The following is a 19,440-nucleotide window of genomic DNA, read 5'->3' as shown; positions in this document are numbered from 1 at the left end:
GGCCCAATGGCGCCATCCTTCTCGGACGGGCCATGGGCTGCACCGGGGATCAGGACTTGAGCTTGGCGTCCATGGAGATCTTGGCGTTCAGCACCTTGGACACGGGGCATCCTTTTTCCGCCTTGCGGGCCGCGTCCTCGAAGGCCTGGGCGCTGGCGCCGGGAATGACGGCTTCCACCGTCAGATGGACAGCGGTGATGGCAAAGCCGTCATCCACCTTGTCCAGCGTGACTTCGGCCTTGGTGTCCAGGCTTTGCGCGACCATGCCTGCTTCGGACAGGATGTTGGACAGGGCCATGGTGAAGCAGCCGGCGTGAGCCGCGCCCAGCAATTCCTCGGGATTGGTGCCCGGGGTGTCGCCGAAGCGGGTGTTGAAGCCGTAGGCCTGTTCCTTGAGCGCGCCGCTCTGCGTGGAGATCGTGCCCTTGCCGGTCTTCAGGTCGCCCGACCAGTGGGCGGTTGCGGTTTTCTTCATGCGTGACTCCTGTAGAAGGACCGCGCCCGTCGCGCGCGCGGCCGGTGTGGGAGGGCGCGGGCCGCCCGCTGGGGGCGGGGCGCGCTGCCTGGAATGGCATGAACGATGATAAGGCGGCTGCGGGCGCCAGGCGCGGAAAGCGTCTGCGCGCAACGGCAAGCCTATGTAACCGCAGACCGGCTTTCTTGATGCGCGTCGCAAGGCGGTACGCGGCCATCAGGCAAAATACAGGCATCTGCTCACACCTCGCCGAGAACTGCTGTCATGTCTTACAAGCTCGTCCGCTACGCCTGCGCCATTGCGCTGGCCGTTCCCGCCTTGTCCGCCCAGGCTGAAATCGTCATCGGCGTGGACGTGTCCACCACCGGTCCGGCCGCCGCCATCGGCATCCAGACCAATAACGCGATCCGCTTGTGGCCGGCCACGCTGGGCGGCGAGCCAGCCCGCTACGTGGTGCTGGACGACGGCACCGACGTCAGCCGCGCGGTGAAGAACATGCGCAAGCTGACCTCGGAAGACAAGGTCGACGCCATCGTCGGCCCCAACACCACGGCCGCCGCGCTGGCCGGCCTGGACGTGCTGGCCGAAACCGGCACGCCCATGATTGCGCTGGCCGCCTCCAGCGTCATCGTCGAGCCGCTGTCCGATCCGAAGCGCGCCTGGGCCTTCAAGATGCCGCAGAACGATTCGTTGATGGCCACCGCGCTGGTCGCGGACATGAAGAAGAAGGGTCTGAAGAACGTGGCTTTCATCGGCTTCGCGGATTCCTACGGCGACAGCTGGTGGAAGGAGTTCACCGCCGCTGCCGGGACCGACCTGAAGATCGTGGCGCAGGAGCGCTTCCAGCGCACCGACGCGTCGGTGGTCGGACAAGTCCTGAAGGTCATCGCCGCCAAGCCGGACGCCGTGCTGATCGCCGGCGCCGGCACCCCGTCTGCCTTGCCGCAGAAGACGCTGCTGGAACGTGGCTACACCGGCGCCATCTACCAGACGCACGGCATAGGCACGTTGGAATTCCTGCAGGTCGGCGGCGCGGACGTGGAGGGAACCCTGTTCCCCACCGGCCCTGGCGTGGTGGCGCGCGAGCTGCCCGACGACAACCCGGTCAAGAAGGTGGCGGTGGCCTTTGCCGACAAGTACGAAGCGCGCTACGGCGCCAACACGCTGACCCAGTTCGCGGGCGACGCCTATGGCGCCTGGATGCTGCTGGACTCGGCGGTGGCGCGGGCGCTCAAGACCGGGGCCAAGCCCGGCACGCCGGAATTCCGCGCGGCGCTGCGGGATGCCCTGGAAAACACGCGCGACCTGGTCGTGCCCAATGGCGTGCTCAACATCACCAAGGACAACCACCAGGGTTTCGACGAGCGCGCCCGCGTCATGGGCATCGTCCGGAACGGCCGTTTTTCCTACGCGGAATAAGTGGGGACATATAAGTCTACGATTCGTAACTTGTCCTGACGCCCATAGGGCGGCGAAGCAAAAAGCAGGCTGCGGCCTGCTTTTTTTCGGGCATATGATTCGTGTCGAAATCATTTAATAGCGTATTATTTTTAGTGAATCCATATACCTCGAAATAAATACAGGAGAAACTGCCATGAGCCTGATCCGATCCAGACGTATGCTGGCCGCCTTGAGCCTGGGGGTGCTGGCGGCATGTTCCGACTCGGGATCCGACAAGGCTGCTCCGGCAGCGAATGCGCCCGCCGCGGCGTCCACCCTGGAAGCCGCCAAGGCCGCCGGCAAGATACGCATCGGCTACGCCAACGAAGCGCCGTTCGCCTTCATGGACAGCAAGGAAGCCAAGGTCACGGGCGAATCCGTGGAGATCGCCCGGGTGGTGCTCAAACGCATGGGCATCAACGAAGTGGAGGGCGTCCTGACCGAGTTCGGCTCGCTCATTCCGGGCCTGCAGGCCAAGCGCTTCGACATCATCGCCGCGGGCATGTACGTCACGCCCGAACGCTGCCAGCAGGTGGCGTTCTCGGACCCCACTTATGGGGTGGGCCAGTCCTTCCTGGTCAAGCAAGGCAATCCCAAGAATCTGCACAGCTATGAAGACGTGATGAAGAATCCCGACGCCAAGCTCGGCGTGGTGGTCGGCGCGATCGAAGCGGAGTACGCCTCCAAGATCAAGGTGCCGCCCGCCCAGGTGGTGGTGTTCCCGGATGCGGTCAGCGCGCTGTCCGGCGTGCAGGCGGGCCGCGCCGACGCCTATGCGGCCACGGCGCTCACGGTCAACGACCTGATGGGCAAGACCAGCGCGGCCAGCGGCCTGGAGAAGGCCGATCCGTTCAAGGATCCCGTCATCGACGGCAAGGACGTGCGCGGCTACGGCGCCTATGCCTTCCGCAGCGACGACAAGGCCTTTGCCGACGCCTTCAACGCTGAGCTGGCAAAGTTCATCGGCACCGAAGAACACCAGAAACTCGTGGCGCCTTTTGGCTTCACAGCAGAGGAACTGCCCAAGGGGGTCACGGCCGCCAAGCTGTGCGCCGGCCAGTAAGGGGGCGCGCATGCGGCTGATATCCGAGCATTTCGCCGAGCTGGCGCCACCGCTCCTGCAGGGGCTGGCGGTGACCCTGGAGATCATGGCAGGCGCCGTGGTGCTGGCCGTGCCGCTGGCACTGACCGCGGGCATCGGGCGCCTGTCGTCCGTGCGCCCGCTGCGCTGGATCGCGGCGGTCTACGTCGAGGTGTTTCGCGGCACTTCGGCCCTGGTGCAGCTCTTCTGGTTCTACTTCGTGCTGCCGCTGTTCGGCGTGCAACTGCCGGCCATGCTGGTGGGCATCGTGGTGCTGGCGCTGAACGCCGGCGCCTATGGCGCGGAAGTGGTGCGCGGCGCGATCCGCGCGGTGCCGCCGGGCCAGCGCGAAGCCGGCATCGCGCTGAACCTGACGCGCGGCCAGATCATGCGCCGCATCGTGGTGCCGCAGGCCGTGCCGGCCATGCTGCCGCCTGCGGGCAACCTGTTGATCGAGCTGTTGAAGAACACCGCGCTGGTGTCCCTCATCACCATCACGGACCTGACCTTCCGCGGCCAGCTGCTGCGCAGCGAGACCCTGCGCACCACCGAGATCTTCACCCTGATGCTGCTGATGTACTTCGCCGTGGCGCTGCTGATCACGGCCGGCGTGCGTCTGCTGGAACGCAAGGTGCGCGTGCGATGAAGCCGGTATTCGATTGGTCCTTCGCCCTGGAGATCCTGCCCACGCTGGGCTCCGCGCTGGTCATCACGATCGAGGCCACGCTGCTGGGCATGCTGGTGGCTGTGACGCTGGGCCTGGTGTTGGCCTTGCTGCGGCGTTCGCGGCTGCGCATCGTGTCCCTGCCCACCGCCTTCGTGATCGAGTTCGTGCGCAGCACGCCTCTGCTGGTGCAGATGTACTTCTTGTTCTACGTGCTGCCGCTGACCGGCGTGCGGATGTCGCCGCTGGCCACCGGCATCACCGCGCTGGGCCTGCACTACGCGACCTATTGCGCCGAGGTCTACCGCGCCGGCATCGAAGCCGTGCCGCGCGGCCAATGGGAGGCCGCCACCGCGCTGAACATGTCGCGCTGGCGCACGGCCGTGGGCGTGGTGCTGCCGCAGGCGATTCCGCCTGTGGTGCCGGCGCTGGGCAATTACCTGGTGGCCATGTTCAAGGACACGCCGCTGCTGTCGGCGATCACCGTGGTGGAACTGCTGCAGCAGAGCAAGATGATCGGCTCTGCCACCTTCCGCTACACCGAGCCCCTGACCCTGGTGGGCCTGCTGTTCCTGGCGTTGAGCCTGGTGGCGGCCTGGGGCGTGCGCGGCCTGGAGGCCCGCCTGCAACGATATGGAGGAAAGCGATGAGCGCGAGCGTAAGCATCAAGAACCTGCGCAAGCAGTACGGAGAACTGGAGGTGCTGCGCGGCATCAACCTGGAGATACCGGCCGGCCAGACCGTGGCAGTGATCGGCCCCTCCGGCTCGGGCAAATCGACCTTGCTGCGCGTGCTGATGACGCTGGACCAGCCCACCAGCGGCGACATCGAGATCGACGGCGTGCCCATGTGGACCGACGCGCAGGGCCGCCCCGCCGGCCTCAATTCAGAGCATCTGCGCAAGGTGCGCGGCAAGATCGGCATGGTGTTCCAGCACTTCAACCTGTTCCCGCACATGACGGCGCTGGCCAATGCCATGGAGGCCCCGGTGCACGTGCTGGGCATGTCGCGCGACCAGGCGCGCGAGCGCGCCGTGGAATACCTGGAGATGGTCGGGCTGGGCGACAAGCTCGATGTCTATCCCGCGCAGTTGTCGGGCGGGCAGAAGCAGCGCGTGGGCATAGCGCGCGCGCTGGCCATGTGCCCCGACATCATGCTGTTCGACGAGGTGACCTCCGCGCTGGACCCGGAGCTGGTGGGCGGCATCCTGCAGATCCTGCGCGACCTGTCGGCCCGGCGCAGCATGACGATGATCATCGTCACCCACCAGATGAAGTTCGCAGAACGCAGCTCGGACCGGACCCTGTTCTTCGACGAGGGCAACATCGTCGAGGACGCCGAATCGGCGGTGCTGTTCAGCCAGCCCAAGGAAGCGCGCACGCGCCAGTTCCTGGATTCGGTGATCGAAGGGCAGTAGCGCGGCGCTTGCGTGCCAGCCTTGACCCCGCCCGGGGCTGCGGTATTCAGGTTCCCGGGCGGGTCGGGGCGCTATGCTGTCGCATCCCACGCCCCGGAGGCTCCAGCATGTCCCTGCTTTTCAGTCCCACGTCCATCGGCCAGCTGGAGCTGGCCAACCGCATCGTCATCGCGCCCATGTGCGAGTACTCGGCTGAGGAAGGCCTGGCGACCGACTGGCACATGATCCACCTGGGGCATCTGGCCTTGTCCGGCGCGGCGCTGCTGTTCGTGGAAGCCACCGCCGTGGAGCCCGACGGCCGCATCACCCCGGGAGACCTGGGCCTGTGGTCCGATGAAACCGAGGCGGCCATCGGCCGCGTCGTTGCAGCCATCCGCCGCTATGCGCCCATCAAGCTGGGCATACAGCTGGGCCACGCGGGCCGCAAGGCGTCCAGCGAAGCGCCCTGGAACGGCGGCCAACTGGTGCCGCCCGAGGCCGGCGGCTGGCAGGGCTGGGCGCCTTCGGCCGTGCCGCACAACGCGTCGGAACCGCCGCCCCACGCGCTGGACACGGCGGGTCTGGCCCGCGTGCGCGACGCCTTCGTGGCCAGCGCCAGGCGCGCCGTGCGGCTGGGCTTCGACGCGATCGAACTGCACGCCGCGCACGGCTATCTGCTGCATCAGTTCCTGTCGCCGCTGTCCAACCGACGCGACGACGCCTACGGCGGTTCGCTCGAGAACCGCATGCGCTTTCCGCTGGAAGTCTTCCAGGCGCTGCGCGAGGCCATTCCGCCGTCGGTGACGCTAGGTGTGCGCGTGTCGGCCACCGACTGGGTCGAAGGCGGCTGGGACCTGGAACAGACCTTGGTCCTGGCGCAAGCCTTGAAGGAACGCGGCTGTGAATTCATAGATGTGTCCAGCGGCGGCGTCTCGTCCCAGCAGAAGATACCCGTGGGGCCGAACTACCAGGTGCCGTTCGCCGACGAAATCAAGCGCAAGGTGGGCATGCCGACCATCACGGTGGGCCTGATCACCGAGGCGCAGCAGGCCGAAGACATCCTGCAGAACGGCCAGTCCGACATGGTCGCGCTGGCGCGCGGCATGTTGTACGACCCGCGCTGGCCGTGGCACGCCGCGGCGCAACTGGGCGGCCAGGTCAGCGCGCCGCGCCAGTACTGGCGTTCGCAGCCGCGTGACCAGAAGGCGCTGTTTGGCGATACGCGCTTCGGACAACGCTAGGCGCAACCGGCAGGCTGGCAGCCTGCCGGACTCTGTTTATTGAGGCCGCCTGCCTTCGTAGGCGTTTTGCAGCAGCGCCCGCAAGGCCTCGCGTTCCAGCGGCCGCGGATTGGGGTAGGGCGTCTGCATGGCGATGTCGCAGGCGCGGTCCAGGTCTTCCTGGCGCATGCCGATGTCGCGCAAAGCCGTGGGCGCGCCCAGCGTGCTGGCCAGATCGAACACGCCTGCCGCCGCAGCCGGCGCGCCCAGCGCTGCGGCGATGCGCTCCATGGCCCGCGGCGCGGCCGCGGCGTTGTAGGCCAAGGCTTGCGGCAGCACCACGGTGTGGACTTCCGCGTGCGGCAGGTTGAAGCTGCCGCCCAGCGTGTGGCAGAGCTTGTGATGCAGCGCCATGCCCACGCTGCCCAGCACCGTGCCGCACAGCCAGGCGCCGTAGAGCGCGTCGCTGCGCGCCTGCAGCAGTTCCGCGCCTTGGGAGCCTGCGTGGATGGCGGGCAGCGCCTGCGCCAGCGCGCGTATGCCTTCCTGCGCCATCAGGTCCATGATCGGATTGCCGTCGCGCGCGTACAGGCCTTCCGCCGCATGGGCAATGGCGTTGATGCCGCTGGTCACGCTCATCGACACCGGCAGCGACAGGCTCAGTTCTGGGTCGTACACCACGCTGCGCGGCAGCACCCGGTCATCCTTGCCGGTCTTCTTCAGGCCGCTCTCGGTGAGACCGTAGATCGGCGTCATCTCCGAGCCCGCATAGGTCGTGGGAACGGCAATGACCGGCAGGCCCGAGTCCAGCGCGATGGCCTTGCCCAGCCCGATGGTGGAGCCGCCGCCCACGGCCACCGCGCAATCGGCGCCCAGCTCGCGCGCCGCTTCCCGCGCCTGGCGCGCGATTTCCATCGGCACGTGCATCACGGCCTGGTCGAAGATCCCGGCAACCCGCGCTTCGCCCAGCAGCGCCGCGACCCGTTCGGCCTGCGCGCGCTGCGGCGGCGTGCAGAGCACCAGCGCGCGCTGCAGCCCCAGCGCATCGAGTTCGGCCGCCAGGCCGCCCAGGCTGCCCGGCCCGAAGACCACGCGCTGGGCGCGGCTGGCGTAGATGAAGGATTGCATGGCGTTCCCCGTCTGCATGTCGGTCATTGTGCAACGATTCCGCGGCTCTTGATGAGCTCGCCCCAGCGCTGGGACTCGGCCTGCACCAGCCGGTTCATGTCATCGCGGCCGCCGGCCACCACTTCGAATCCCGATTCGGTGATGCGTCCGGCCACGGCCGGGTCGCGCAGCGCGGCGATGGTGGCGTCGGCCAGCTTGTCCAGCGTCGCCGCCGGCGTCCTTGCGGGCGCCACCATGCCCACCCAGGAATAGATCTCGAAGCCCGGATAGCTCTCGGCGATGGCGGGCACGTCCGGCAGGGCCGCGACCCGCTTGGGCGCCGTCACCGCCAGCGCACGCAGCTTGCCGCTCTGGATGTGGGGCAGCACCAGCGGCAGGCTGGCGATGATGGACTCCACGTGTCCGCCCATCAGGTCCGATACCGCCGGGCCGCCGCCGCGGTAGGGCGTGTGGATGCCGCTGGTGCCGGCAGCCTGGTGGAACATTTCGGCCGCCAGATGGTTGGAGCTGCCCGCGCCGACCGAGGCGTAGGACACGCTGCCCTTCTTGCCGGCCGCGACGTAGTCCGCCAGCGTCTGGTACGGACCGCTGGCCGTCACCGCCAGCACCATGGGCGAGCGCACCATGTACGACACGCCCGTCAGGTCGCGCGCCGTGTCATAAGACAGCTTGGGGTAGATGTGCTGCTCGGTGGCGTAGGAATCGAACACCATTTCCACCGTGTAGCCGTCGGGCGCGGACTTGGCCACCAGCGCCGTGCCTATGGTGCCGCCGGCGCCGCCGCGGTTGTCGATGACCACCGTCTGGCCCAGCTTGTCCTGCAGCGCCTGCTGCACCTGGCGCGCCACCCGGTCCACGGTGCCGCCCGCAGCAAAGGGCACCACCACCGTTACCGGCTTGCTGGGATAGGAATCCGCCAGCGCGGGCAGGGCGGCAGCCCAGGCGCCTGCGGCGAGGGCGGCGCTGGCCAGCAGGGCGCGGGGCGAGCGGCGGGGGGCGTTGATCGGGGGCATGCGGGTCTCCTGGGCTTATCGTCGTTGTGTCCGGCCGTCTATCTTTGTCTAAATTGCCAAAGTGCGTCCATGCGCAGTATCGTAATTGCCAAATCTCCCAGGAAAGCTGGCGTGCCACGCCAAAGCCTTTTGCGCCACACGCACAAATGAAAACCGTCAAATTCGCGGAAAGCCTCTCCATCTTCGTCGACGTCGCCCGCGCCCAGAGCTTTTCCGAGGTGGCGCGCCGCCGGGGCATGGTGGCCTCGTCCGTGGCGCGGCAGATCGGCGCGCTGGAGTCCGAGCTCAAGGTGCCGCTGTTCGTGCGCTCGACCCGTGCATTGATGCCCACCGAGGCCGGCGAGGTGCTGTACGAGCGCGCCGTGAAGATCCTGCACGACATGACCGAGGCGCGTTCCGAGGTCATTTCGCTGGAGCAGACCGTGCAGGGCCTGTTGCGGGTCAGTTGCCTGCCGGCGTTCGCGCGGCGCTACGTGGTGCCCATGCTGCAACAGCTGGGTGAACGCCATCCGCAATTGCAGGTGGAGCTGGAACTGACCGAGCGCGTGGTGGATCCGGTGGTCGAACGCATGGACGTGGTGGTGCGGGTGGGGCAACAGCCAGACAGCAGCCTGATCGGGCAACGCATCGGCAGCCATCGCTACCTGATCTGCGCCGCGCCCTCATACCTGGAACGCCATGGCGTACCGCGCACGCTGGCGGACCTGTCGCGCCATCGCCTCATCGACCGGCGCCACAGCACCAGCGTGCGCGGCTGGCGCGAACTGGGCGACGGCCAATGGGCCCAGGACGCCAGGTTCGTCCTGGAGTGCGACGACTGCGACGCGCGCCGGTTCGCGGCGCTGGAAGGGCTGGGCATCGCGCTCATGCCCAACTGGTCCGCGGGCGCGGACCTGGGCGCCGGCCGGCTGGTGCAGCTGACCTTGCAGGACGCCAGCCCGCCGCCCGAAAGCGGCATCTACCTGCTGCGCGCCATGCCGCGCGCCAATGCGCGCATCCGCGCCTTCACCGAACAATTGCGGCGGCAGATCGGCTCGCCTTCCGTGTGGGATGCGGCCATCGAGGCTGCGCGCGCGGCCTGACGATCGCGCAGCCTTACGTGGCATCGTGGAAGATGATGCCCAGCGTGTGCCGCTCTCCGTTGCGCAGCCGGCCGACCCCATGCCGCAGATTCGCGCGGTAATAGCCGCGCGCCGACCGCACCGGCCTGTGATTGACGGCAAGCACCACGGCATCGCCTTGCCGCAACGGCACCACGTCGGCCCGTCCGGGTTGCTTGGGATTGCTTTCGGCCAGCAGCAGCTCTCCACCTTCGAAATCGCGTCCCGGCTCATTGAGCAGGAAGATGGCCTGGAACGGAAAGACATGGTCGCCGTACAGGTCCTGATGCAGGCAGCAGTAGTCGCCCGCCTGGTAGCGCAGCAGCAGCGGCGTGGGCCGGCGCTGTCCGGCGGCGTGGCAGATACTCCGGAATTCTTCATGCGTTGCGGGAAAGCGCGCTTCGAGGCGCATGGCCGCATGCCAGCGGTTGGCGATGGGCGCCAGGCGTGGATAAAGCGACTGCCGCAAGCTTGCGACGATATCCGGCAGCGGATAGCTGAAGTATTTGTACTCGCCGCGGCCGAACGCATAGCGTTCCATCACGATGCGGCTGCGAAAGCGCGTTTCGTCGCCGTAGCCGGCCGCAAGTTCCTCGCACTGGGCCTGCGTCAGCAGTCCCGGCAGCACGGCGTAGCCATCGCGGCCCAGATCGTCTTCGACGTCCTGCCAGTCCGTATCCGCAATCCGGGTTTCAGGCAGGCCGTGCAGCTTGGTTGATGTAGGCATGGCTGGGGCTGGCATCAGGGCGCATCGTGGAAAAACAGTTCAAGGCCGATGCGCGTGCCTTTGCGCACGCGGCTGACGGCATGCTTGAGGTTTACGCGGTAATAGCCCTTGGAACCGTGAAAGGGGCGTTCCCCCGTGGCGATGATGGCGACGTCGCCGAAACCGAGCGGCGCCACCAGCGGACGCGATTGCATGCGCGGGCGCTGCTCCGTCATCACGAACTCGCCGCCCTGGAAGCCGTCTCCCGGCTCGGACAGGAGCGCGACCGCCTGCATGGGGAAGACCTGTCCGCCTGTATTGCGCTGGTGCAGCGCGATGTAGTCTTCGACGCCGAGCCGGCTCAGGTGCGATTGCGCCCGGGTCTGGCCGGCGTCGCGGTTGCGCTGAAGAAAATCTTCCAGCTCATCGGGATAGCGCGCGCGCATGTCAAGAAGCTCGTTCCAGCGATTGGCGTGTACGACGAGCCGACGGTACAACGCCGAGCGCCATTGCTCCAGCGGCGGCGGGATGCCGGCATCGAAGTAATACAGGTCGCCGTGCCCCAGGCCGGCGGATGCCAGGCTCACCCGCCGGGCGTCTGGCGCGTCGGCTTGCCGCGCCAGACTGCGCGCCGGTTCCGCGCCCAGCAGTCCTGGCAGCACGGCATAGCCTTCGGCGTCGAGCTGCGATCCGATGTCCGGCCAATCCAGGCGGTCCAGGCTGGTTTCGAGGGCGGTCATGCCGCTGTGATGCATAGGGTCCTCATCGATGGTCGCAAGCGTGCGCGGCATCATGCCGCGTCATGAAAAATGATGCCCAAGGTGTGGCGCCGGCCGCTGCGCACGCGGCTCACGCCATGCCGCATGGCGACCTTGCGCGGCCCGCGGGCGCCCGCCGCGGGCCGTTGATTGACGGTGAACACCACCGCGTCGCCCTGGCCCAGCGTCACGACGTCGGCGCGCTGGCTTCTGGCCGCAAGCTCGGTCATGACGAATTCGCCGCCGGTGAAATCCTTGCCCGGCACGGCCAGCAGGATGGCGACCTGCAGCGGAAACACATGTTCGCCATAGAGATCCTGGTGCAGGCAGTTGTAGTCGCCCTCGCCGTACTGGAGCATCAATGGCGTGGGACGCGTCTGGCCCGCCCGGTGGCAGCGTTGCAGGTAGGCGTCCAGTTCGGGCGGGTATTGCGTATCCGCGCGCAGCCGCTGGTTCCAGCGGTTGGCGATCGGCGCCAGCCGGGCATAGAGCGCGTGGCGCAATTGATCGAGCAGCGGCGGCAAGGGGTAGGCGAAGTACTTGTATTCGCCGCGGCCGAAGCCATGCCGCGCCATGACGATGCGCGAGCGAAAGCGCGCTTCATCCGGGTAGAGGGCGGCGAGGGCGCGGCATTGTGCGGGCGTCAGCAGTCCGGGCAGCACGGCGTTGCCGTGGGCATCGAGCGCTTGCTCCACGTTCTGCCAGTCATAGTCGGCTGCTGCTGTCATGTCCTTGTCTCCGCTTGCCGCGGCGCGCATGCCCGGTCCTCCCCGTGATTACAGGCGAGGCCAGTGTAGAAATCCACCGCCTTTTTGAAACTCCGTTTGTTGCGCTTGCTTCCTCCAAAACAAAAAACGCCGCGGATGGCGGCGTCTTCAGGCGGGCAGGAACCGTCGCGGCTCAGAGGCGCGAATAAGCCTGCTCCAGTTCGCGGTGCAACTGGTCGGCGAAATCCTCGCGCGCGGGATCCAGCTGCGACAGCAGGCGGGCCAGCACGACGTTGTCTTCCTCGCCGTTCCAGATCTTGATGTAGGTGCCTTCCTTGTAGCCATGCTGCTGGCGGAAGATGTTCAGCACGTTCTTGGACACGTATTGCGTGTAGGCGTCGTTCCAGCTCATCTCGCAGGACGTCATGGTCTGTTCCAGGACCTTGAAGCTGGCGCGTCCGCACACGGCCAGGCCGCCGATCAGCTCCAGCAGTTCGGGCACGTTCAGCTGGTCTAGCGCATGGGTCTTGCCGTCCAGCGCGACCGAGGCCGGGCCGGACAGGTCCGCGACCAGCGCGTCGGCGGCGGCGCCGATGTCGCCGCGGGACTGGACGATGGTGTGCGACAGATAGAAGTGCAGGATGTCCACCAGCTCCATCTGCACTTGCGGCAGGTCGATGGTCTGCTTCTTCCACCATTTCCAGCCGTAGTGTTCCAGCGCTTCGGCGGATTCGACGAAGGCGGCGCGCAGGAAGCGGGCTCCGCCGTTGACCCAGTCCGGATTGATCATGCTGTTCAAGTGGCCCTGCAGCTTCAGCATCGTGGCCGCCTGGGCCTGGTTCAATCCGACTACGTTATTCACTTTCACTCCGTGGTTCATGGGTCTTTCGACAGCGGCGGAAATGTTAGCACCATTACCCGCGGGGGCCGCGCCGCCGTGATGGCGGAATCAGGCGTCGCCGTCCTTGCGGTAGGAAGAGCGCTTGAGCGGAGGCAGCGGCGTCTTGCCGCGCGGATTGCGCGCGTTGCGGGCCGCCTTGAACAGCATCATGGCAAAGAAGAACAGGAAGACGGCGGGCATGGCCTCGTCCAGGTCGAACCCGGGGCCGCGCAGGGCTTCGAAGATGATGCGCGCCCCGGCCCAGCCGGCCAGGATGCCGCCCACCGTCAGGATGACGCCGATCTTGCGCTGGGTGGCTTGGCGGGCCATCGATACCTCGGCGGCATCGGTCTGGCCCGGGGCCGCGGGCGGCGCTTGCCGCGATTGCAGGGGCGGCGGGGCCGCCTTGCCCCAGGGCGCGCCGGATAGCGTTTCAGACGGAGAAGCGGGGGGCGGGGGCGGCGGAGCTGCCGGGCGGGATTGCGCCCGCTTGTCGGGAACCTGTCCCGGCGATGCGCCGCCGGCGCGCGTCAGGTTTTCGACGTAGCGCGCGAAATCGCCATTCCTGGGTTCCCCATCTATGGCCATTGCCCCTCTCTCCGGTTCAGTTGCCGCGGCGTTGGCGTGCCGGGACCCGGCGCTTGCGCAGCATGGCTATCAACAGCCCGCATCCTAGCAGTACCGAGAGGCCCGCGCCGATCATCATGGCAATCTGTTGCGCATTGTCCGCCGTACCCAGGCTGCGCGCGGTGATATAGCCCGGGGCCAGCATCAGCGGCATCCAGAGGATGGCCGAGGCGACGTTGGCCATCTGGAAGCGGCTGTGCCCCATGCCCATCACGCCGGCGACGGTGGGAATGGTGGAGCGGATGGGGCCGAGAAAGCGGCCGATCAGCACGGAGGCGAAGCCGTAGCGGTAGAAGAACAGGCGTGCGCGCGCCACGCCGCTGCGCTGCTGCTTCAGCGGCCAGCGGCGCAGGATGCCAGGGCCGGCCCAGCGGCCCAGCCAGTAGGACAGGGCGTCGCCCACGATGGCGCCGGCGATGCCCCAGGCGATGATGGCCCAGGGATTCAGGGTGCCCGCGCCGATCAGGCCGCCGGTCAGCAGCATCAGGGCCGTGGCCGGGATGAACAGGCCCAGCAGCACCATGGATTCGCCCAGCGTGAGCAGAAAGGTGATCGGTCCCGCCCAGGCCTGGTTGGCCTCGATGAACATCGCGATCTGGTCGATGTATTGGTCCATATTTACGAAGTTGAAAATTAGCTGAACGCAATCAGGTATGTTAACGCCTGCGGAACTGCCGGTGCACCGTATAGTCCGTCTGGATGAAGCTAATTGTTGGAGAGTTATGGATTCGGTTACGCAGGCGGTACTGGGCGCGGGCATACAGGGCGCCCTCCTGGGGCGGGTGCAGGGGCGGCGGGCGTTGATCTACGGCGCGGCGCTGGCCACGGTGCCGGATCTGGATGTCCTGATGCGCTATCCGGACCCGGTGTCGCTCATGACCTACCACCGCGGCTTCTCGCACTCGGTCTTCGTGCTGACCGGCCTTGCGGTTTTCCTGACCTGGCTGATCCGCAAGTACTGGCCGCAGGCGCCATACAGCGGACGCCGGCTGTTCCTGACCTTATGGCTGGTGCTGGTGACCCATCCCGTGCTGGACTCCTTCACGGTCTACGGGACGCAGCTGTTCTGGCCGCTGGCGCTCATCCCCGAAAGCTGGGCCGCCGTGTTCATCATCGACCCGGTCTATACCGTGCCGTTGCTGCTGGCGGTGTTGTTCGCCATCGGCTTCGGCATGACGCTGACGGCGCGCCGGCTGCTGGCCGCGGCGCTGGTGTTCAGCACGGCCTACCTGGGATTCGGGCTGGCCGCGCGCATCGCCGCCGAGGACCGCGTGCGCGAGGCGATGCAGGCGCAGGGCATTGCGCTGAGCGAACTGCGCGCCGTGCCCATGCCCTTCAACACGCTGGTGTGGCGCGTCATCGCCAAGACGCCCGACGGCCACTATTACGAATCGGTCAGCAGCCTGTTCGACAGCGATCCGCCGGAATGGCTGCGCCAGCCGCTGAACCTGGATGTGGCGCGGGCGTTGGCGGACGTGCCGTTGCACCAGCGCCTGCGCTGGTTCACGGACGACTGGCTGCGCTACGACGTCATCGGCAATGCGTTGGTGGTGACGGACCTGCGCATGGGCATGGCGGGGCATTACACCTTCCGCTTCAAGATGGCCGAACGCGCGGCGGACGGCAACTGGCAGGCGGTGACGCCTTCCATCTGGCCCACCGAGCGCGGCGGTTGGGCCGAACTGAAGCTGGTGCTGGCGCGCATCCTGCATGCGCAGCCGCCCTTGCCGCTGGCGCAGTGGTCGGAGCTGTCGACCAGATAGGAACGTGATTCAGGTTACCGCCGGCGGCCGCGGCAGCGGAGTGCCGGCTTGCTCATAGGCTTCGGCCGCCTGCAGCAGCTGCAGGTCGGCGTGGCAAGGGGCAACCAGCTGCAAGCCTATCGGCAGGCCATCCTGGCCCAGACCGCAAGGCACGCTGACGGCGGGGTGCCCGGTCAGGTTGAACAGCATGGTCCACGGATACCAGTGCGCGCGGATGTCGCCGTACGAGCGGCCGTCGATGTCCATGGTGTCGAATATGTCCGTGCCCAGCGGCAAAGCGGTGCGTGACATGGTCGGCATGGCCAGCAGGTCGGCCTGGCCGAACAGCGCCTGCACCTTGCGGTAGAGCGCGGTGCGGGCAAACATGGCTTCCTGGTATTGCTGGGCGCTGAACGCCGCGGCGGTGGCGATCTGCCGCCGGAAGGTGGGGCTGTAGGCGTCGGGTTCGCGTTCTATCAGTGGCAGGAAGCGGGTGCGCCAGACCGTGTGGTTGATGACGCGCCAGATGGGCTCGACATCGAAGCCCTTGCCGTCGAACGGTTCTACTTCCGCGCCCAGGTCGGCCAGGCGCGCCAGCGCCGCTTCGAATGCGCGGCGCACGTCGGCGGCCACGGGGCGGCCGGGCGGGGCGGCGCAATAGCGGACGCGCTTGCCGCGCAGCATCTCGGGATTGGCCGCCGCGCCGGCGTAGTCGGTCCTGGGTACGCCCAGCGACCACGGATCGCAGTCATGCGGGCCGGCCATGGCCGCCATCATCAGGCGGGTATCGGCCACGGTGCGCGTGGTCGGCGTCACGTAGGTCTGGTTGCCGATGGCGTCCTGCGCCTGGCTGTGCGGTATCGCGCCCAGGCTTTGCTTGAATCCCACCACGCCGTTGCACGCCGCGGGGATGCGGGTGGATCCGCCGCCATCGCTGGCCACCGCAAGCGCCGTGATGCAGGCGGCCGTTGCCGCCGCGGCGCCGCCGCTGGAGCCGCCGCAGGTGCGTTCCAGGTTCCAGGCGTTGCGGGTGTGGCCGAACAGCGGCGAATCCGTCATGGACTTGGAGCCGAATTCCGGCGTCGTGGTCTTGCCGATCAGGACGGCGCCTTGCTGACGCAGCCGCGCCACGGCCACGGCGTCCTCGGCCGGCACGTTGGCGCTGAACGGCACGGCGCCGAAGGTGGTCCGCACGCCCGCGGTATTGACCAGATCCTTCACCGTGTAGGGCAGGCCATGCAAAAGGCCCGGCGCATCGCCGCGCATCAGCGCGGCCTCGGCAAGCCGGGCCTCGGCCATGGCCTCTTCGGCGCACAGCGTGATGAAACAGTTCAGGACGGGCTGCAGGCTTTCGGCCCGTTCCAGCGAGGCGCGCACCAGCTCGACCGGGGACACTGCCTTGGTCCGGATCAGGCTTGCGGCCTCTACCGCGCTCAAGTCGCAAAGGGAATCGCTCATCGAAGCCACGTTGCGCCTATTCGTCGAAGGAAATGCAGGCGGCCTTGACGATGGGGGCCCAGTGCGCGCGCTCGACGCCGATGCGGCGCTTGGCGCTCTGCGCGTCCTGGGGGTCGACCAGGAAGCCCGCGGTCTGCAGTTTTTCCACCAGCGCCGGCCGCTTGCCGGCGGCGACGAAAGCCTGTTCCAGCTGGGCGATCGTGGCGTCCGGCGTGGCCGCGGGAGCGTACACGCCATACCAGCTGGCGGCATGCTGGTACTGCGGGTAGCCCTGTTCCAGCAGCGTCGGCACATCGGGCAGGGAGGGCAGGCGGCGGCTGCCAGCCACGCCCAGGAATTTCACCTTGCCGGCGTTGTAGAGCGGCAGCATGCTGGCGACGGCGTCCCAGCCCATCGACACTTCACCGCCCGCCACGTCCACCAGCATCGGCGCCGCGCCGCGGTAGAGCACGGGCACGACCTCCAGGCCGTTCTGGCCGCCCATTTCTATCGTGCCCAACTGGCCGGGGCTGCCTTGCGTCGCCAGGCCCAGGGTCGCCTTGGCGCGCGCCTGTTTGGCCCATTGCACGTATTCGGCCATGTTGCCGTAGGGTTGGGCGGCGCCCGTGACGGCGCCGGTGGGCACGTCGGCGACCAGGGCCACCGGGCGCAGGTCATGGTCCGGGTCGTATCCCAGCTTCTTGTAGGTCAGCGGAAAGATCACGAACATCGGCGACGAGCCCAGGTACAGGGTGAGCCCGTCCGCCTTGGCGCGCTTCACCACGTCGAAACCCAGGCGTCCCGATGCGCCGGGACGGTTCTCGACGATGACATTGGCGTAGCCCGCCGTCTGCAACTGTTCGGCGTAGGCGCGGGCCACCGCGTCGGCGGCGCCGCCCGCGGCGTAGCCGACCACCAGGCGCACGAGCTTGTCGCCGCCGGCTGGCTCTTGGGCCATCGCGCAGGGTTGCAGGCCTGCCGTCGTCGCGGCGGCAAGGATGAAGGCGAGAAGTCGGGGGCGGGCTAGCAAGACGGTCTCCTGTTTGCGCTCTGTTGCTCCTGCGGCCTGGCCGGCCGCGGATCGGCTCATGGCCAATGCGCTATGCCGTTATCATCGGTCCGCCCGGGTTTACCGTATAGTGAATTATTCGACTAATGGATTGAGAAAATGGTCAAGTCGCAGCCCATCGAGTCGCTGGCTTCGCGCCTGAAGCTGCGGCATCTGCAGATCGCGCTGGCGTTGCGCGATGCGCCGTCGGCCAAGGAGGTGGCCGCGGCCGCGAACGTGAGCGAGTCCGCGGTCTCCAAAACCTTGGCGGAGCTGGAATCGCAGCTGGGTTTCAAGCTGTTCGAGCGCATCGGCAATGCCAAGCGCCCGACGAAAATGGGCCGCCAGATCCTGCCCATGATGGAGGCCGTGGTGGCGCAATCGCGCGGGCTGGCCCAAGCCGTAACGGACGTACGCAGCGGCCGCCTGGGCGAACTGCGCATCGGCGTGGCGACCGACATGGGCAAACTGACGCTTGCGCCCTTGATCCATGCCTTCAACCAAGCCCAGCCCGCCGTCGCGCTGGATGTGCAGGCTGGCGGATACCGCGCCATGGCGGACCTGTTGCTGGACGACAAGCTGGACGCGCTGGTGTGCTACGACGCGCCCGAGCTGACAGCGCCTGGCCTGGGGCGCTTGCGGCTGGTGCCGCCGCAGCCGCTGGTGGTCGTCGCCAATGCCCGGCTGTCGCCGCTGGCCGCCCGCCGCCGCCTTACGCTGCCGGAGTTGCACGCAGAACCCTGGTGCAAGCCGCGTCCGGGCACGATGATGCACGACAAGCTGACCGCGCTGTTCCTGGGATGCGACCTGGGACTGCCGCCGCGCGGCATTCAGGTAAGTGATCTTTTGCTGACCGATGAATTCGTGCGCACCACGGATTACCTGGTCATGCTGCCGCTGGCGGCGGCCGAGCGCCTGACCGTCGCGGCAGAGGCGGTCATCCTGCCGGTCGAGCTGCGTGAACAGAATCCGCCCACGGTCGTCGTATGGCAACGTGCCGCCGAACGGCAGACTCCGCTGCATCGATTCCTGCAGTTCTGCGAGACGCCGGTTGGCTGAGGCATTCCGTTGATCTACATCGGGGGCCGGCGGCTCCCGCGACCAGGCCCCGGGCGACCCCGGGGCTTTTTCATGCTGTTCCCATATTGACCGCCGTCGAGCCCCGCATTATTCTTGTTCAACTTATAGGAACATAAGTTCCGTTTTTTGGAACAAACATGAGTATTCTCGATGGCGTCCAGCGCGTGCTGGGGCTATACGCGGAAGGCGCGTCGGAGCTGAGCTTCACGGAAGTGGCGGCGCGCCTGTCCATGCCCAAGAGCAGCGCGTCGCGCCTGCTCAACCAGATGCAGCATTACGGCTTGCTCGACCAGGACGCCGCCACGCGCCGCTACCGCGCGGGGGCGATGCTGGCGCAGGCGGTGCGCGCCGGCATGGCGGCCACGCCGCTGGACGACGCCTGCCGCGCGGTGCTGGCCCGGCTCTCCGACGATAGTGGCCTGACCGCCTATCTCTCCACCCTGAACCAGCGCGAGACCGTGGTGCTGCAGCGCCTGAACGGCTCGCACCCGGTGCAGGTGCTGTCGCCGCCCGGTTCGCGCCGCGCCGCCTCGGGCACCGCCATGGGCCGGGCGCTGCTGTCGCGCCTGAGCGAAGCCGAGTTCCAGGCGCTCTACGGCGTCGACGCCGACCAGCCGCTGCCCACCGAAGGCCGCGACTGTCCCGCCACGGTCGGCGAACTGGCCCGCCTGGTCGCGCAGACCCGCGCGGACCATTGCGGCGTGGCCATCGACCAGGCCATGCCGGGCATAGGCGCGGTGGCGGCCGCCGTGCGCGACCCCACCACCGGCGAACTGCGCGGCCTGTGTTTGTCCTTCGTTTCCTTCCAGGCCGATGCCGCCCGCGTCGCGCGCTTGCGCGAGTCGGTGCTGCGGCAGGTGGGGGCGCTGGGCCGCGAACTGAACGATCCCTATTGGCTGGCCTGAACGCTTTCAGGCCCACAGATGCGTCCGCGCCGC

At 67.6% G+C, this 19,440-nt stretch carries 21 protein-coding genes; 10 read left to right on the top strand and 11 right to left on the bottom strand.

The features are described from left to right. Positions 1-49: 49 nt before the first annotated feature. Positions 50-475 carry an OsmC family protein gene (locus HV793_RS18295; protein ID WP_054455974.1) on the bottom strand — a complete coding sequence of 142 codons (426 nt, stop codon included), beginning with the start codon at positions 473-475 and terminating at the stop codon, positions 50-52. Between the two features lie 264 nt (positions 476-739). Here HV793_RS18295 and HV793_RS18290 point away from each other — a divergent pair, with 264 nt between their 5' ends. The 6 genes from HV793_RS18290 to HV793_RS18265 all read left to right on the top strand — a co-directional run bounded on the left by HV793_RS18290 (position 740) and on the right by HV793_RS18265 (position 6,297). Then, complete coding sequence (locus tag HV793_RS18290) at positions 740-1,894, top strand: ABC transporter substrate-binding protein (protein ID WP_119449321.1); 1,155 nt, start codon at positions 740-742, stop codon at positions 1,892-1,894. Positions 1,895-2,069: 175 nt separating this feature from the next. After that, the gene (gene ehuB, locus HV793_RS18285; RefSeq protein ID WP_156337399.1) at positions 2,070-2,978 is read left to right on the top strand and encodes an ectoine/hydroxyectoine ABC transporter substrate-binding protein EhuB; all 909 of its coding nucleotides are present in this window, start codon (positions 2,070-2,072) and stop codon (positions 2,976-2,978) included. 10 nt (positions 2,979-2,988) lie between these two features. Continuing rightward, complete coding sequence (gene ehuC / locus HV793_RS18280; protein ID WP_175213708.1) at positions 2,989-3,642, top strand: ectoine/hydroxyectoine ABC transporter permease subunit EhuC; 654 nt, start codon at positions 2,989-2,991, stop codon at positions 3,640-3,642. After that, positions 3,639-4,310: an ectoine/hydroxyectoine ABC transporter permease subunit EhuD gene (ehuD, locus tag HV793_RS18275; RefSeq protein WP_054455981.1), complete on the top strand. Its 672-nt coding sequence runs from the start codon at positions 3,639-3,641 to the stop codon at positions 4,308-4,310. The genes ehuC and ehuD overlap by 4 nt, the downstream gene beginning before the upstream one ends. Continuing rightward, complete coding sequence (gene ehuA / locus HV793_RS18270) at positions 4,307-5,077, top strand: ectoine/hydroxyectoine ABC transporter ATP-binding protein EhuA (RefSeq protein WP_054455983.1); 771 nt, start codon at positions 4,307-4,309, stop codon at positions 5,075-5,077. The genes ehuD and ehuA overlap by 4 nt, the downstream gene beginning before the upstream one ends. 107 nt (positions 5,078-5,184) lie before the next feature. Continuing rightward, positions 5,185-6,297 carry an NADH:flavin oxidoreductase/NADH oxidase gene (locus HV793_RS18265; RefSeq protein ID WP_175213707.1) on the top strand — a complete coding sequence of 371 codons (1,113 nt, stop codon included), beginning with the start codon at positions 5,185-5,187 and terminating at the stop codon, positions 6,295-6,297. 36 nt (positions 6,298-6,333) lie between these two features. Here the strand turns inward: HV793_RS18265 and HV793_RS18260 are convergent, their stop codons facing one another. After that, the gene (locus HV793_RS18260; RefSeq protein WP_233564495.1) at positions 6,334-7,431 is read right to left on the bottom strand and encodes a maleylacetate reductase; all 1,098 of its coding nucleotides are present in this window, start codon (positions 7,429-7,431) and stop codon (positions 6,334-6,336) included. Beyond that, positions 7,428-8,417: a tripartite tricarboxylate transporter substrate binding protein gene (locus HV793_RS18255; protein WP_119449326.1), complete on the bottom strand. Its 990-nt coding sequence runs from the start codon at positions 8,415-8,417 to the stop codon at positions 7,428-7,430. The genes HV793_RS18260 and HV793_RS18255 overlap by 4 nt, the downstream gene beginning before the upstream one ends. Positions 8,418-8,563: 146 nt before the next feature. On the opposite strand from HV793_RS18255, the gene HV793_RS18250 reads away from it, so the two are divergent. Beyond that, the gene (locus HV793_RS18250) at positions 8,564-9,499 is read left to right on the top strand and encodes a LysR family transcriptional regulator (protein WP_054455989.1); all 936 of its coding nucleotides are present in this window, start codon (positions 8,564-8,566) and stop codon (positions 9,497-9,499) included. A gap of 13 nt (positions 9,500-9,512) precedes the next feature. On the opposite strand, the gene HV793_RS18245 is transcribed toward HV793_RS18250, so the two are convergent. From HV793_RS18245 to HV793_RS18220, 6 genes are all read right to left on the bottom strand, one after another. Further along, positions 9,513-10,244, bottom strand: coding sequence for a 2OG-Fe(II) oxygenase (locus HV793_RS18245; RefSeq protein ID WP_244958667.1), 732 nt, complete (start codon positions 10,242-10,244; stop codon positions 9,513-9,515). A 14-nt stretch (positions 10,245-10,258) separates the two neighbouring features. Then, positions 10,259-10,963 carry a 2OG-Fe(II) oxygenase gene (locus HV793_RS18240; RefSeq protein WP_175213705.1) on the bottom strand — a complete coding sequence of 235 codons (705 nt, stop codon included), beginning with the start codon at positions 10,961-10,963 and terminating at the stop codon, positions 10,259-10,261. Between the two features lie 50 nt (positions 10,964-11,013). Further along, complete coding sequence (locus HV793_RS18235) at positions 11,014-11,709, bottom strand: 2OG-Fe(II) oxygenase (RefSeq protein ID WP_175181429.1); 696 nt, start codon at positions 11,707-11,709, stop codon at positions 11,014-11,016. Between the two features lie 172 nt (positions 11,710-11,881). Then, positions 11,882-12,568: a dUTPase gene (locus HV793_RS18230; protein ID WP_175162993.1), complete on the bottom strand. Its 687-nt coding sequence runs from the start codon at positions 12,566-12,568 to the stop codon at positions 11,882-11,884. A 69-nt stretch (positions 12,569-12,637) separates the two neighbouring features. Further along, on the bottom strand, positions 12,638-13,156 hold the full coding sequence (locus HV793_RS18225) for a hypothetical protein (protein ID WP_175213704.1): 519 nt from the start codon (positions 13,154-13,156) through the stop codon (positions 12,638-12,640). A 16-nt stretch (positions 13,157-13,172) separates the two neighbouring features. Beyond that, positions 13,173-13,811: a DedA family protein gene (locus HV793_RS18220; protein ID WP_054455998.1), complete on the bottom strand. Its 639-nt coding sequence runs from the start codon at positions 13,809-13,811 to the stop codon at positions 13,173-13,175. Between the two features lie 106 nt (positions 13,812-13,917). Here HV793_RS18220 and HV793_RS18215 point away from each other — a divergent pair, with 106 nt between their 5' ends. Beyond that, complete coding sequence (locus HV793_RS18215; RefSeq protein ID WP_054456000.1) at positions 13,918-14,958, top strand: metal-dependent hydrolase; 1,041 nt, start codon at positions 13,918-13,920, stop codon at positions 14,956-14,958. A gap of 9 nt (positions 14,959-14,967) precedes the next feature. Here the strand turns inward: HV793_RS18215 and HV793_RS18210 are convergent, their stop codons facing one another. Then, positions 14,968-16,395 (bottom strand): amidase, encoded by a 1,428-nt coding sequence (locus HV793_RS18210; protein WP_175213703.1) that lies wholly within the window; start codon positions 16,393-16,395, stop codon positions 14,968-14,970. Between the two features lie 16 nt (positions 16,396-16,411). Beyond that, a complete protein-coding gene (locus HV793_RS18205) occupies positions 16,412-17,404 on the bottom strand; it encodes a Bug family tripartite tricarboxylate transporter substrate binding protein (RefSeq protein WP_175213702.1) in 993 nt (330 codons plus the stop codon). Between the two features lie 138 nt (positions 17,405-17,542). On the opposite strand from HV793_RS18205, the gene HV793_RS18200 reads away from it, so the two are divergent. Together HV793_RS18200 and HV793_RS18195 are read left to right on the top strand one after the other, a co-directional pair. Next, positions 17,543-18,481, top strand: coding sequence for a LysR family transcriptional regulator (locus HV793_RS18200; protein WP_175213701.1), 939 nt, complete (start codon positions 17,543-17,545; stop codon positions 18,479-18,481). 158 nt (positions 18,482-18,639) lie between these two features. Further along, entirely contained in the window at positions 18,640-19,407 is a 768-nt protein-coding gene (locus HV793_RS18195; protein ID WP_175213700.1) for an IclR family transcriptional regulator, read from the top strand. Positions 19,408-19,440 lie beyond the last annotated feature (33 nt).

The sequence above is a fragment of the Achromobacter aegrifaciens genome (assembly GCF_902859965.1).
GTDB classification, from domain to species: domain Bacteria; phylum Pseudomonadota; class Gammaproteobacteria; order Burkholderiales; family Burkholderiaceae_B; genus Achromobacter; species Achromobacter aegrifaciens.
Note: the sequence above shows the minus strand (reverse complement) of the source record. Positions and strands in the feature narration are given on the sequence as shown.

Coding starts and splice junctions, on each gene's coding strand:
- HV793_RS18260 (WP_233564495.1), bottom strand. CDS start 7,431: ATGACCGACATGCAGACGGGGAACGCCATGCAATCCTTCATCTACGCC.
- HV793_RS18295 (WP_054455974.1), bottom strand. CDS start 475: ATGAAGAAAACCGCAACCGCCCACTGGTCGGGCGACCTGAAGACCGGC.
- HV793_RS18250 (WP_054455989.1), top strand. CDS start 8,564: ATGAAAACCGTCAAATTCGCGGAAAGCCTCTCCATCTTCGTCGACGTC.
- HV793_RS18255 (WP_119449326.1), bottom strand. CDS start 8,417: ATGCCCCCGATCAACGCCCCCCGCCGCTCGCCCCGCGCCCTGCTGGCC.
- HV793_RS18265 (WP_175213707.1), top strand. CDS start 5,185: ATGTCCCTGCTTTTCAGTCCCACGTCCATCGGCCAGCTGGAGCTGGCC.
- HV793_RS18200 (WP_175213701.1), top strand. CDS start 17,543: ATGGTCAAGTCGCAGCCCATCGAGTCGCTGGCTTCGCGCCTGAAGCTG.
- HV793_RS18215 (WP_054456000.1), top strand. CDS start 13,918: ATGGATTCGGTTACGCAGGCGGTACTGGGCGCGGGCATACAGGGCGCC.
- ehuC (WP_175213708.1), top strand. CDS start 2,989: ATGCGGCTGATATCCGAGCATTTCGCCGAGCTGGCGCCACCGCTCCTG.
- HV793_RS18290 (WP_119449321.1), top strand. CDS start 740: ATGTCTTACAAGCTCGTCCGCTACGCCTGCGCCATTGCGCTGGCCGTT.
- HV793_RS18210 (WP_175213703.1), bottom strand. CDS start 16,395: ATGAGCGATTCCCTTTGCGACTTGAGCGCGGTAGAGGCCGCAAGCCTG.
- HV793_RS18235 (WP_175181429.1), bottom strand. CDS start 11,709: ATGACAGCAGCAGCCGACTATGACTGGCAGAACGTGGAGCAAGCGCTC.
- HV793_RS18245 (WP_244958667.1), bottom strand. CDS start 10,244: ATGCCTACATCAACCAAGCTGCACGGCCTGCCTGAAACCCGGATTGCG.
- ehuD (WP_054455981.1), top strand. CDS start 3,639: ATGAAGCCGGTATTCGATTGGTCCTTCGCCCTGGAGATCCTGCCCACG.
- HV793_RS18225 (WP_175213704.1), bottom strand. CDS start 13,156: ATGGCCATAGATGGGGAACCCAGGAATGGCGATTTCGCGCGCTACGTC.
- HV793_RS18230 (WP_175162993.1), bottom strand. CDS start 12,568: ATGAACCACGGAGTGAAAGTGAATAACGTAGTCGGATTGAACCAGGCC.
- HV793_RS18220 (WP_054455998.1), bottom strand. CDS start 13,811: ATGGACCAATACATCGACCAGATCGCGATGTTCATCGAGGCCAACCAG.
- HV793_RS18195 (WP_175213700.1), top strand. CDS start 18,640: ATGAGTATTCTCGATGGCGTCCAGCGCGTGCTGGGGCTATACGCGGAA.
- ehuA (WP_054455983.1), top strand. CDS start 4,307: ATGAGCGCGAGCGTAAGCATCAAGAACCTGCGCAAGCAGTACGGAGAA.
- ehuB (WP_156337399.1), top strand. CDS start 2,070: ATGAGCCTGATCCGATCCAGACGTATGCTGGCCGCCTTGAGCCTGGGG.
- HV793_RS18240 (WP_175213705.1), bottom strand. CDS start 10,963: ATGACCGCCCTCGAAACCAGCCTGGACCGCCTGGATTGGCCGGACATC.